This window comes from Actinopolymorpha sp. B17G11 (assembly GCF_040196095.1).
GTDB lineage: Bacteria > Actinomycetota > Actinomycetes > Propionibacteriales > Actinopolymorphaceae > Thermasporomyces.
The window spans coordinates 162,399-174,634 of sequence record NZ_JBEFTW010000010.1; the positions used below are offsets into that span (position 1 = coordinate 162,399).

Genomic DNA, 12,236 nt, shown 5'->3' on the forward strand with positions numbered 1-12,236 from the left:
TCATGACGGTGATCATGAACCTGATCATGACGGTGATCATGAGCGGGTGACCAGGGAGCGCAGGAAGAACCCGGCGTTGGAGGGGCGTTCCGCGAGCCGCCGCATGAGGTACGGATACCACTGGTCGCCGTACGGCACGTAGACCCGCACGGTGTCACCGAGACCAGCCAACCGGCGCTGCTCGTCCGGCCGGATGCCGTACAGCATCTGGAACTCATAGCTCCCGCGCGACCGGTCATGGCGCATCGCCAGCGCCCCGGCGATCTCGACAAGCCGCGGGTCGTGCGTCGCGACCATCGGATAGCCCTGCCCGGCCATCAGGATCTTCAGACAGCGAACGTAGGCGCGATCGACGTCGATCCGCTTCTGGTACGCCACCGAGGGCGGCTCATGATAGGCACCCTTGCACAGGCGTACCCGCGAATCCTGGTGGGCGAGGTCGCGGCAGTCCCGCTCCGTGCGATGGAGGTACGCCTGCAGGACCGCGCCGGTCTGGGGAAAGTCGCGGCGTACCTCGTGCAGGATCGCCAGCGTCGAGTCGACCGTGGTGTGGTCCTCCATGTCGAAGGTCACGGTGGTGCCGACATTCTGGGCGGCGAGGGCGATGGTGCGGGCGTTGTCCACCGCGATCTTGTCGCCATCGACGCCGAGGGCCTGGCCGATCGACGACAGCTTGAGGGACACCTCGGTGCCGCGGGTGAGACCGGCCCGGGCGAGCCGGTCGAGGACCGTGAGGTACGCCTTGGTCGTACGCTCGGCATCCTCACGGTCGCGGGTGTCCTCGCCCAGCCGGTCCAGCGACACCGTGAGCCCGTCGGCGATCAACCGGCGAGCCGCCTCGACCGCCTCGTCGGCCGTCTCGCCCGCGACGAACCGCGTCACGATGGCCGACGACACCGGCATGGTGGACACGAACTTCTTCAGTCGGCGGCTCCGCGCGGCGGTCAGCAGCCCTTGCCGTAGTACCACGCTGGCCCTCCCATGTCCGTGCCCTCGCCCTGCCGTGGCCTGGTCCTGCCGTGCCCTGGTCCTGCCGTTGCCCTGGTCCTGCCGTTGCCTTGGTTCTGCCTTTGGCCTGGTCCTGCCGTGGGCTCGCCCGACCGTGGGCTCGCCCTGCCCTGGACTCACCCTGCCGGGACCAGCATGTCAGCGGCCACGGGTGGTTCGCACGTCAGTCCCGCGAGTGGCGGGCGGGGGCCGACCTTCGCATGAGGGGCGCCCTGCGCCAAGACGGCCCCGCCACATGAGGGTGCCCCGGACGCGCTCAACCGTCGCGGCTCACCCGGAGTCGTCATGCACTGTCGGCTGGGGCGTGCTGTTCGAGGAACGCGTACACATCCGTCTCGTCCACCCCGGGAAACACCCCCGGCGGCAGGACGGCGAGCACGTGCGAGTGGGCCCGCGTCGACGGCCACGCGCGCCCCTCCCAGCGCGTCGACAGCTCCGCCGGCGGGTGCAGACAGCACGGCCCCGTCGGACACCGCGACGTCGCCCGGTTGGTCGTCTCCCGCCCGCGGAACCACCGCGACGACTCGAACGGCACCCCCAGTGTCACCGCGAAGTGTCGCTCCCGCCCAGGGTCGACGTGGGAAACGCACCAATGGGTGCCGTCGGGCGTGTCGGTGTACTGGTAGTACGTCGGATACCTGTCTGGCGAGGTGAAGACCTCCCGACCCGCCCAGCGCCGGCACATCCGCTGCCCCTCGATCGCGCCGCTCGCGTCCGCGGGGAAGAGCAACCCGTCGTTCTCGTACGCCTTGTAGATGATGCCGGCCTCGTCGTTGCGGACGAAGTGGCACCGCAGGTCGAGGTGTTTCGTCGCGAGGTTGGTGAACCTGTGCGCGGCCATTTCGTACGACACGGAGAACACGTCGCGCAGGTCCTCGACCGCGAGATCACGATCGGCCTTGGCCTGATGGAGGAACGGAACCGCGACCTTCTCCGGCACGAGCACGGCCGCCGCGAAGTAGTTGGCCTCGACCCGCTGGCGCAGGAAGTCGGCGAAATCGCGTGGCTGCTCGTGGTCGAGAACGAAGTGGCCGAGCGTCTGGAGCAGGATCCCGCGCGGGGTGTGCATGCCGAGAGACTCCCGGCGAACGTAGATCCGCCGGTTGCGCAGGTCCGTGATCGACCGGACCGAACGCGGCAGGTCCTCGGCGTACCGCACGGTGAACCCGCAGTGCAACACGATCGCGGCGACGAGAGCGTCGGACAACGTGCCGCCCCGGTAGCCGACCGCAGCCAGGGTGCGGACGGCGATCTTCTCGATCTCAGGGAAGTAGTTGCCGCGTTCGCGCATCTGCCGGCGAAGCTCGGCGTTGGCGATCCGTGCCTCCTCCGGCGTCGCCGTCGGCTTGGTGTCGCGGCGCTTGAGCTCGTCGTAGAGCCCGACCAGGTGTTCGAGGACCTCGGACGGCACCCGTGGGCCGACCTTGAGCGGCGGCAGCTCCAGCCGCTGGTAGAGCGGGTCGCGCTGGGCGTCGTCGAGGGCGATCTCCAGCTGCGCCCGCCGGCTCGGCGGCGCGGCGGACAGGAGCTCGTCCACTCCCACCTCGAGGGCCTCCGCCAGCTGGGTGATGAGGGAGAGCTTCGGCTCGCGGCGGCCGTTCTCGAGCAGGGAGAGCTGGGAGGGCGCCCGACCGACCCGGGCACCGAGGTCGGCGAGGGTCATCCGGCGCGTTCGCCGGAGATGCCGTAGTCGTTGCCCAAAGGTCGCTAGATGCAGATCATCTGGCAATGTGCGGCTTCCTTCACACCGAATGTCCTGAACAACTTGATACTACGAGAAGAACTGCAGAAGTTTCCAGGCCAGATGCCCTGCCCTTTGTGTCTGCCCCTTCCAGACTCAGGACAGGAGCACACCCGAAGGAGGGGAACGCACGATGACGCCACGCGAGACGACATCGAGCAAGTCCACCGCGCGCGGACGAGGATCCGACGCGCACGAGCCCGAGCCGCCCAAGCGGCGCCGGGAACGCACGGCAAAGCCCTCGACCTCAGATCTGCCGGCCACGATGAGGTCGGTCGCCTCGACGAATGGTGCGGGTGCAGACAGTCAGCAGGCACGCGACCGCGCCGCCCGCCGGGCCGCCGACGACCTACGCCGCCAGTGGGAGACCGACCCGAGGTGGCACGGGATCGAGCGCCTCTATTCCGCCGAGGACGTCGTACGCCTGCGCGGCTCGATCCAGGAGGAGCACACGCTCGCCCGCCTCGGCGCCGAACGTCTCTGGCAGCTGCTCCAGACCGAGGACTACATCCGCGCGCTCGGTGCGCTGACCGGAAACCAGGCGGTTCAACAGGTCAAGGCCGGGTTGCAGGCCATCTACCTGTCCGGCTGGCAGGTCGCCGCCGACGCCAACATGTCCGGGCAGACGTATCCGGACCAGAGCCTCTATCCCGCCAACTCCGTTCCCCAGGTGGTACGCCGGATCAACAACGCCCTGCTGCGGGCCGACCAGATCAGCGTCTCGGAGAGCCTTCGCCATCTGGGCAACGGCAAGGCGGACGCGCCCGCGAACCAGAACGGCAGCGCGCCCTACTGGCTGGCGCCCATCGTGGCCGACGCCGAAGCGGGCTTCGGCGGGGTCCTCAACGCGTACGAACTGATGAAGGCGATGATCGCCGCCGGTGCCGCGGGGGTGCACTGGGAGGATCAGCTCGCCTCGGAGAAGAAGTGCGGCCACCTCGGCGGCAAGGTGCTGATCCCGACCGGGCAGCACATCCGTACCCTCTCGGCGGCCCGGCTCGCCGCCGACGTGTGTGGGGTGCCGTCCCTCGTCATCGCCCGCACCGACGCGCACGCGGCGACACTGGTGACGAGCGATGTCGACGAGCGGGACCGGGAGTTCGTGACGGGCGAGCGGACCGCGGAGGGGTACTACCGGGTGCGCAACGGCCTGGCCGCCTGCATCGCCCGCGGACTGGCCTACTCACCGCACTCCGAGCTGTTGTGGATGGAGACGTCCACGCCCGACCTCGAGGTGGCGCGGAAGTTCGCGGAAGCGATCAAGGCGGAGTACCCCGACCAGATGTTGGCGTACAACTGCTCGCCGTCGTTCAACTGGAAGCAACACCTGGACGACGACACGATCGCGGCGTTCCAGCGGGAGCTGGGTGCGATGGGGTACGCGTTCCAGTTCATCACGCTGGCAGGATTCCACGCGCTGAACCAGTCGATGTTCGACCTGGCGCGGGGATACGCGGAGTCCGGCATGCCGGCGTACGTCGCCCTGCAGGAGAGGGAGTTCGCGGCCGAGCCCGACGGCTACACCGCGACGCGGCACCAGCGGGAGGTCGGCACCGGGTACTTCGACCTGGTGAGCACCGCGATCTCTCCCGACTCGTCGACGACCGCCCTCACTGGGTCGACCGAAGAGGAGCAGTTCAAGAACACCGCCTGATGTGGCGTGGCGGTCGCCCGCTTCGCGCCCGCATGAGGGGGCCCTTCGTTCGTCCACTAGGTTCGCGTGAGGGGCCCTCTCATCCGACGGCCACCAGCATGAGGGGCGCCCTCATCCAACGGCGACCAGCGTGAGGGGCGCCCTCCCGCAGCAGCAGCGGACTGCGTTATGCGTCCCGCCTCCGAGGGCGTTCGCGTGAACGGCCCCCTCACGCGACAGGTCGGTCACTCAGCCGCGCAGAGCCGGCTCGACGAGGTTGGCGTAACCCTGCTGTCCGGCGCGGTTGGGATGGTACGACTCGCCGATCGGGTTGGACAGGCCGTTGATCCACTCGACGTCGTCGCAGACCGAGTGGCCGGTATAGGCGCTGCGCGCATCGGCGAACGCGAAGCCATGGGAGGCCGCCCTGGCCCTGATGGTGGTGGCCAACAGGTCGGCGGTGGCGTTGAGCTCGGCCTGCTCGCCAGGGCTGATCCGGGCGGCGAGATTGCACTCCTCGCCGTTGAACAGCCGCGGATAACCCACGACGACCACGCGCGCGTTGGGTGCGGCGTTCCGGATCGCCGAATAGAGCCCGTCGAGGAGGCCGGGAAGGGTGTTTCGGATGAATGCCTGTGAGTTGTCGATCGCCCCCCAGCACGTGGTCGGCCAGGGCTGCGCACACTTGATGATCACCGGGGCGAACCCCGCGTCGTTGCCTCCGACCGATGCCGTCACGTAGCGGGTCGAGGCGTTGAGGCTGCCAAGCTGGTTTCTTCGTACGTCTGAGACCTTCGCACCAGAGCAGGCGGCAAATGTCAGCGCCGCACCGAGCCGGGCCGCGTCGAGCACCGGGTAGGCGTACGGCGAACGCTTGCAGGTGGTGCCGTCGTCGTAGTAGGACCGCGTGCCCACGCCGGAGGAGTACGAGTCGCCGAGCGCGGTGTAGGCGGGCGCGGCGTGTGCCGGAGAACCGCCCACCAGAACGGAACCGACCGCGAAGCCGAGAACGACGAAGATCCTGCCCGCCTGCTGCCGAATCCCGCGCATCGCGGACTCCTCCACGCCTGAGGCGAAGGCCACAAGCCGGCTCATGCAGAGATAAAGCGGGCTTTAGGCCGGATGTCGCACTCAGGGTGCGTGAAGGTTTACGTGCGGATCAAGTGAACGACCGGAAATGGATCACGAGAGTCGAGCGGACCGCTCAATGGGCGCCGTGACCATGAAGGAAATCGTCAGTATCGCCGCAAACCCTTCGTGATCACGATCATGATCACGAGGAACGGGGCTACTGGGACGGTGCGGCGGGGCCGATGGCTTCGATCGTTCCGTCGGCGGTGACGGCGTAGGACGGAACGACGGGCGCGGCGAAGTTCAGCCGGGCGTACGCGAGCGCCTCGACCAGGTCCGCCTCACGTTCGGCCCGACCGGCGGCGCGGCGCGTGTTGACCTCCAGCACGATGCTGCCGCCGAATCCGCGGCGGGCGAGCAGTTCGAGCACCTCCGCACACCGCTGGCCCCCCCGGCCCGGCACCAGGTGCTCGTCCTTGTTCGAACCAGAGCCGTCGGCAAGGTGGATGTGAGTCAACCGCTCACCCAGGTCGTACGCCATGTCATAGGCGTCGACGCCCGCCGTCGCCGTGTGAGACAGGTCCAGTGTCACCTCGGCGTAGTCGAAGTCCCGCGGATCCCAGCCGGGAAGGTACGCCTGAAGTCCTTGCCCTGCGGCCTTCCAGGGGAACATGTTCTCGACCGCGAAGCTGATCCCCGTCTCCTTCTGCCGGCGCGCAATGCCAGCCACGAAGTCGCGGGCGTAGTCGCGCTGCCAACGGAATGGCGGATGTACGACGACGACCTTGGCGCCGAGGGCCTTGGCCGCCTCCGCGCTGCGGTCGATCTTGCCCCACGGCTCGGTGCCCCATACCCGCTGGGTGATCAACAGCGTCGGCGCGTGGATGGAGACGATCGGCAGCTGGTGGTATTCGCTGAGCCGGCGTAGCGCGTCGATGTCCTGGCTCAGCGGATCCGCACCCACCATGACCTCGACACCGTCGTAGCCCAGGCGGGCGGCGAGCTCGAACGCCGTCGCCGTCGACTCCGGGTAGACCGAGGCGGTGGAGAGTGCCATCCGGGCGTCGGGGACGCGTACGACGACGTCCTTGCCGCGGACCCGAGTGGTGGCACCTGGTGGCTGCACGGCGTCCAGCGTACGGCCCGGGGGGTTCCGTCCCGACCGTACGTCGTGAAGACAGCCCGTGACCGGCTCCCTCTCATCCGGTGAGGCTCCGCGAGCGACTCCCGCCTGTGATCACGACCGTGATCATGATCATCGGTGAGAGGCCACCTGTCGGGCGTTTCCGGCATGCTCAGGGCGGGTCAGGGTTCGCTGTGCGTGACCCGGGTGCCGTACCGGGCTTCCATGCGTTCGTTGTGTGCGTCACCTTCGGGGACGTTGGCCGACACGTAGACCGGTACCTCGTGCCCGGCCGCGAGGAGTCGCGCGCACACCTGCGTCGTGATCATCTGCGCGATCACCGCGCCGGTCACCGAGGAGGTCGGACAGATCGTCAGGCTGGCGCCAGGTATCGCCAGCTCCGCATCGCCGTACGCCGAACAGTTGTCGATCACGACGTCGGCCACCTCGAACAACCGCAGGCCGGACGGATGCCGCGAAGTGATCCCCCGACTGTGTTCCAACGACGTGACCGCAACCACCGGATGGCCCCGCTCCTTGGCGAGCCGAGCCATCTCGACCGTGCTGCCATTGCCACCCGAACTGGAAACGACGAGGAACACATCCCGGGGATGGAGATCGTGCAGGGGGAGAATCCGCGCGGCGAGGGCCGGATCGCGTTCGACGAGCGGGTCGAGAATCGCGGCGGGATCCTCGCCGCCGCGGAAGACCAGGTCCTTGACGGCCAACATGTTCGCCGGTACGAGACCACCCGCCCGCCCGGCGATCTCCATCGCGAACGCCCGGCTGTGCCCGGTGCCGAAGACCTGGACGATGCCACCCGCGGGAATGGCGTCGGCGATCAGGTCGGCGACCGCCGCGATGGGTTCGCGCTGGGTGTTGACCACCCGGTCGATCGCCGTGCGGAGGACACGGACTGCGGCATCGTCGTCGATCCGCGCCCCGCTGGGACCGTCCCCAGCGGCACCTCTGTCCAGGCGCCCGCCGTCCGTCCGCGCTGCGTCCTCCTGCCGTGCGTCCCGGACCACTGCCTCCGCGTGTGCGCCACCTGTCCGCTCTGCGTTCATGACTTCGCCGTCGTGGTGGTCGGAGCGCCGGCAGAGTGGACGACCACGCCGGCGAGGTGCGGAACATCCTGGTCCACTGCCAGCCGGGCAGCGCCCGCCAGTGAGTCACCGCGCGGATCGCGCAGTTCGGCGGCGGGGCACAGCTGCGCCAGTCCGGCGGCGAACGCGTCGAAGATCACCGGGCCACCGAGGACACTGCCCGCCCACGACACCGGCACGCTACCGTCTGCTGCGGTCGGGAACGCCTTGCGTACGGCAGCGGACGCACACACGGACAACTCCTCGCCCGCACTGAGGCACAGAACTCGCGCCACCGGGTCGGACGCGGCCAACACTGCGACCTCCGCGGCGAAGGAGGCGACGTCGGCGATGAGCGACGGGGAGCGGTACCAGGCCTTGACCGCCTCCCGCAGGGGGCGACCGACGCGCTCCTCGGCCCGGGCAGTCAGGGCGGTGGTGGCTCCGCGTCCTTCGTACCCCGCCACCGCAGCGCGCAGGCCCGCCAGGCCGAGCGAGAAGCCGCCGCCGGCGTCTCCGAAGAGGTAGCCCATCCCGTCGATGTTGGTCAGCTCGCCGCCCGGCGTCACCGCCAGGCAGTTCACGCCGGTTCCGGCCGTCACGACGACGCCGGAGTCGCCGCCGAGCACGCCGAGGTGAGCGGTCACGTCGTCGCCGGTCAGCAGGACGGTGCGGGCGCCGAGCTGTTCGGCGAGGAGGGGAGCCAGACGTTCGCGGCTGGGCCGGTCGTAGGCACCACCGGCCAGGCCGAGCGCCACCACCTCGACAGGCGCGGGCCGGCCGAGGGCGACCCATGCCGACACCACCCGCCGGCACTGCTGGTCGATCGGGTCCTCGCCCGTCGTCCACTGAAAGCCCGGCACCGACACCTGCTCGCCCAGCCGCGGCGTCGGACCGGACCGGTCGACCACGCCCATGAGAAGCTTGGTCGCTCCGCCATCGACCGCCAGCCGTACGCCTTGCCCCTCCGTATTCCTCGCCGTGCTCATCTGGTTCCCTGCGTACTCGTCCGGTCCGGCGTGCTCGTCGCGGTCCCCGGTGTCCTCACGCGAAGTCCTCCGGTTCCATCGTGTCGAGGTGACGCAGGATGACTCCTTCGCGTAGCGCCCACGGACAGGCCTCGAGCTCGTCCGCCTCGAACAGGTCCATCGCCGCCTCCGCGACCATCGCTCCCGCCAGCAGCTGCGGCGCGCGCCCAGCCGAAACGCCGGGGAGGTCCGCGCGTTCGCCAGCCGACATGGCGGAGAGCTTCGGCAACCACTGGTTGAGGACGGACCGCTGCATCGTCCGCTTGACGTACGGGCCTTCCGACGAGGGGGCCGCGCCACAGACGCGGGCGAGCTGCCGGAAGGTCTTCGACGTACCCACCACATGGTCCGGCGCGCCGAACCTCAGCACCTGGCCGGCGTACTTCGCGATCTCCGCCCTGATGTGCCTGCGCAGCGCCCTCACCTCGTCGGCCGGCGGCGGGTCGGACGTGAACCACATCCGCGTGAGCCGGCCCGCACCGAGCAGCATCGACATCGCCGCGTCCGGATCCTCGTCCAGACCGGTCGCGATCTCGAGCGAGCCGCCGCCGATGTCGAAGACCAGAAGCCGGCGGGAGGACCAGCCGAACCACCGGCGTACGGCGAGGAAGGTGAGCCGGGCCTCCTGGTCGCCGGACAGCACGCTGAGGTCGACGCGCGTCGCGGCCATGACGTCCCTCAGCACGGCGTCGCCGTTGGTCGCTTCTCGAACCGCCGACGTGGCGAACGCGAGAACCGACTGACAGCCCTTGTCCTCGCCGATCTCGAGCGCCTCCGCGACCAGGCGCTTGAGCTCAGCCGCGCCAGCGGAGGAGATCTCGCCGGCGGAGTCGAGATGCTCGGCGAGCCGGAGTTCGGTCTTGTGGGAGTACGCAGGAACCGGCCGAGCACCCGGGCGCGCGTCGACGACGAGCAGGTGGACGGTGTTCGAACCCACGTCGAGGACGCCGAGCCGCATGATCCGAGGCTAGCTGGTCCGCCCCGACCTGGCAGCGCACCCGCGCCCTCTCCCCGCGCGACCCGGTCGGTCCCCATCCCGTGATCATGATCGTGATCATGAAGATTCTTCGGCGATATTGCCGCTTTTCCTTCATGATCACGGGACCAGCACCTGCGCACGCCGGAACCAGGTCGTACGTAAGACCCCGGTCGTTCGCCGGACCCAGGTCGTATGCCAAACCCAGGCCGTACGCGGGACCCCGCGAAACTGGTCCACCACCACACCGGCGGGCGTCGCGTGTCGCACGGCGTACGAGGCGTAGGGTTTCGTAGATGCCCGAGGTTTCTCTTGACTTCCCGCGCGCCTGGGTCGAGTTCACCGATCCGGATGACTCTGACCAGGTGTTCCGCGCGGACCTGACCTGGTTGACCTCTCGTTGGAACTGCATCTTCGGATCCGGTTGCCACGGCATCTTCGCCGAGGAGCCCGATGCCGGGTGCTGCGTCATGGGAGCACACTTCGCCGACAAAGCCGACGAAAAGCGGGTCCGCGGCTGGGTCAAGAAGCTCACCGACGACGACTGGCAGTACCGCGCCGAAGGCAACAAAGCCGGCTGGATCGAGAAGGACGATGACGGCGAACGTAAGACCCGCGTCGTCGACGGCGCGTGCATCTTCCACAACCGTCCGGGGTTCGCGGGCGGGACCGGCTGTGCCCTGCACAAGCACGCGCTCCGGATCGGCGTCCACCCGTTGGAGACCAAGCCAGACGTGTGTTGGCAGCTTCCGATCCGGCGGCTCTACCGTGAGGTCGAGCTGCCGGACGGCACTTCGTACACCGAGGTGACGATCACGGAGTACGACCGGCGCGGCTGGGGCCCCGGCGGCCACGACTTCGACTGGTACTGCACCGGCAACACCGAGGCGCACGGCGCCCGCGATCCCGTCTACGTGTCCAACCGTCCCGAGCTGGTCGAGTTGATGGGACAGGCGGGCTACGACGAACTCGTCAAGCACTGCGAAGCGCACCTCGCCCGTGGCGTCCGCACCGCGCCGCATCCGGCCGATCCTGTACGCCGACCGCGGGCGCGTACGCAATCCAACGGGCAGGCCGGCCAGGTCCGCGTCACGGCGGGGAAGGGCAAGAGCAAGGGCGCCCGCCGCCGCTGACCGCCGCCACCGGTGCCGGTGCCGGCGCCGCCAGCCGTGCCGGTGCGGGCGCCAATCTTCTACCCTCAGGTGCGTGCCACGCATCGCCACGGGAGCCCGACCGAGCCCCAACATCTGGAACGCCCCCGGCAGCTACGAGCTCGAGAACCGCGCCGCCGACCCCGACGGCGTACTCGAGCAGGCCATGATCGAACGCCGACCCTGGCACGGCGCGACCATTCTCGACATCGGCTGCGGCACCGGCTTCCATCTCCCCCGATTCGCCGAGCACGCCGCCAGGGTTGTCGGCGTCGAACCGCACGGGGGCCTCGTCGAGCACGCGCGCCGACGGTGCCGAGCCATCCCGCACGTGGAGGTCCGCCAGGGCACGGCCCAGGCCCTGCCCATCCCGGACGCCTCTGTCGATGTGGTGCATGCGCGGTGGGCGTACTTCTTCGGGCCCGGATGTGAGCCGGGTCTGGGCGAGATCAGCCGGGTCACGCGGAAGGGCGGGGCCGCGTTCATCATCGACAACGACGCGACGCGGAGTACGTTCGGCGGCTGGTTCAGGGCGGCCTTCCCCACTCACGATCCACATGCGGTCGAAGCCTTCTGGACCCGCCGCGGTTGGCGCCGCGCACCTCTCGACATCCGCTGGCAATTCGAACGACGCGAGGACTTCGAGTCGGTCGTACGCATCGAGTTCCGTCCCGAGGTCGCCGAACGGGTCCTCGCGGCGTGGCCGGCCCTCGACGTCGACTACGCCGTCAACCTGTGGTGGCGGACGTTCTGACCCGGAGTCTTGGACGGTCGGCGTATGCCCGGCGGCGTCAGTAGTAGGTCCGCATGAGTTCACGGATCCAGGCAGGCTCCCGGACCGGACCGCGTGGCCCGAACTCCTCGACGTACGGCTTCACGTCCAGCACCGGGCTCCCGTCCAGCGCGTCCAGCCCGCGTACGGTCAGCGTGAGCCCGTCGACGGCGACGATCTCGCAGCAGGAAACGCCGATGTGGTTGAGGCGGTGCGGACTGTGATCGGCGAGGATCCCGACGCGCGGCCAGTGCGGATTGCTCCGCGGATGCGCCGCCCCTGACCGTTGCCGGGTTGACCGGTGGAAATAGAACACCACTTCGAGGTGGGAGTAGGCCACCAACCCGAGCGTGGCGTCGGGGTCGAGTTGCTCACCGTCGAGGACGATGCGGGCGATCTCGTCGGCCCAGCCATCCTCGCGTACGTCGTGCCGCCCACCGACCACGACGCCGAGGGGCACCATCTGGATGGCGGTTCTCGCATCCGTACTGATCTGTGTGCTCACGTCTGCCCAGCCTAGGTCGCGCCGCGGACATCGACACAGCCGATGAGTCGCAACGGCTGGCCGGAAGTGTCCTTCGCCCCCGATGGCCGCTGCCTCACGACCTTCGTCGAAGGACTCCTCTTTTGTGCCGTACGCACGTCAGC

General features: G+C 69.1%; 11 protein-coding genes. 3 read left to right on the top strand and 8 right to left on the bottom strand.

The genetic code is table 11. The features are described 5' to 3' along the window. Positions 1–36: 36 nt before the first annotated feature. Both ABN028_RS13520 and ABN028_RS13525 read right to left on the bottom strand, forming a co-directional pair. Positions 37–969, bottom strand: a complete 933-nt coding sequence (locus ABN028_RS13520; protein WP_349330029.1) for a proline dehydrogenase family protein — start codon at positions 967–969, stop codon at positions 37–39. Positions 970–1,291: 322 nt separating this feature from the next. Beyond that, positions 1,292–2,737, bottom strand: a complete 1,446-nt coding sequence (locus ABN028_RS13525; protein ID WP_349330028.1) for a helix-turn-helix domain-containing protein — start codon at positions 2,735–2,737, stop codon at positions 1,292–1,294. 145 nt (positions 2,738–2,882) lie between these two features. Between ABN028_RS13525 and aceA the strand changes: the two genes are divergently transcribed. Beyond that, entirely contained in the window at positions 2,883–4,403 is a 1,521-nt protein-coding gene (gene aceA, locus ABN028_RS13530; RefSeq protein WP_349696841.1) for an isocitrate lyase, read from the top strand. Positions 4,404–4,631: 228 nt separating this feature from the next. Here aceA and ABN028_RS13535 read toward each other — a convergent pair whose 3' ends face one another. The 5 genes from ABN028_RS13535 to ABN028_RS13555 all read right to left on the bottom strand — a co-directional run bounded on the left by ABN028_RS13535 (position 4,632) and on the right by ABN028_RS13555 (position 9,647). Continuing rightward, positions 4,632–5,477 carry an SGNH/GDSL hydrolase family protein gene (locus ABN028_RS13535; RefSeq protein WP_349330026.1) on the bottom strand — a complete coding sequence of 282 codons (846 nt, stop codon included), beginning with the start codon at positions 5,475–5,477 and terminating at the stop codon, positions 4,632–4,634. Positions 5,478–5,670: 193 nt separating this feature from the next. Continuing rightward, on the bottom strand, positions 5,671–6,510 hold the full coding sequence (locus tag ABN028_RS13540; protein ID WP_349330117.1) for a sugar phosphate isomerase/epimerase family protein: 840 nt from the start codon (positions 6,508–6,510) through the stop codon (positions 5,671–5,673). A 248-nt stretch (positions 6,511–6,758) separates the two neighbouring features. After that, positions 6,759–7,643 carry a sugar isomerase domain-containing protein gene (locus tag ABN028_RS13545; RefSeq protein WP_349696842.1) on the bottom strand — a complete coding sequence of 295 codons (885 nt, stop codon included), beginning with the start codon at positions 7,641–7,643 and terminating at the stop codon, positions 6,759–6,761. Continuing rightward, positions 7,640–8,650, bottom strand: coding sequence for an N-acetylglucosamine kinase (locus ABN028_RS13550; protein ID WP_349330024.1), 1,011 nt, complete (start codon positions 8,648–8,650; stop codon positions 7,640–7,642). Before ABN028_RS13550 ends, ABN028_RS13545 begins: the two co-directional genes overlap by 4 nt. A 55-nt stretch (positions 8,651–8,705) precedes the next feature. Then, entirely contained in the window at positions 8,706–9,647 is a 942-nt protein-coding gene (locus ABN028_RS13555) for a Ppx/GppA family phosphatase (protein WP_349330023.1), read from the bottom strand. A 314-nt stretch (positions 9,648–9,961) separates the two neighbouring features. On the opposite strand from ABN028_RS13555, the gene ABN028_RS13560 reads away from it, so the two are divergent. Together ABN028_RS13560 and ABN028_RS13565 are read left to right on the top strand one after the other, a co-directional pair. After that, on the top strand, positions 9,962–10,798 hold the full coding sequence (locus ABN028_RS13560) for a DUF3109 family protein (protein WP_349696843.1): 837 nt from the start codon (positions 9,962–9,964) through the stop codon (positions 10,796–10,798). A 73-nt stretch (positions 10,799–10,871) separates the two neighbouring features. Further along, positions 10,872–11,570, top strand: a complete 699-nt coding sequence (locus ABN028_RS13565; RefSeq protein WP_349330021.1) for a class I SAM-dependent methyltransferase — start codon at positions 10,872–10,874, stop codon at positions 11,568–11,570. A 37-nt stretch (positions 11,571–11,607) separates the two neighbouring features. On the opposite strand, the gene ABN028_RS13570 is transcribed toward ABN028_RS13565, so the two are convergent. Next, positions 11,608–12,093 (bottom strand): SAM-dependent methyltransferase, encoded by a 486-nt coding sequence (locus ABN028_RS13570; RefSeq protein WP_349696844.1) that lies wholly within the window; start codon positions 12,091–12,093, stop codon positions 11,608–11,610. Positions 12,094–12,236: the final 143 nt, after the last annotated feature.

Coding starts and splice junctions, on each gene's coding strand:
- ABN028_RS13535 (WP_349330026.1), bottom strand. CDS start 5,477: ATGAGCCGGCTTGTGGCCTTCGCCTCAGGCGTGGAGGAGTCCGCGATG.
- ABN028_RS13550 (WP_349330024.1), bottom strand. CDS start 8,650: ATGAGCACGGCGAGGAATACGGAGGGGCAAGGCGTACGGCTGGCGGTC.
- aceA (WP_349696841.1), top strand. CDS start 2,883: ATGACGCCACGCGAGACGACATCGAGCAAGTCCACCGCGCGCGGACGA.
- ABN028_RS13545 (WP_349696842.1), bottom strand. CDS start 7,643: ATGAACGCAGAGCGGACAGGTGGCGCACACGCGGAGGCAGTGGTCCGG.
- ABN028_RS13540 (WP_349330117.1), bottom strand. CDS start 6,510: ATGGCACTCTCCACCGCCTCGGTCTACCCGGAGTCGACGGCGACGGCG.
- ABN028_RS13560 (WP_349696843.1), top strand. CDS start 9,962: ATGCCCGAGGTTTCTCTTGACTTCCCGCGCGCCTGGGTCGAGTTCACC.
- ABN028_RS13555 (WP_349330023.1), bottom strand. CDS start 9,647: ATGCGGCTCGGCGTCCTCGACGTGGGTTCGAACACCGTCCACCTGCTC.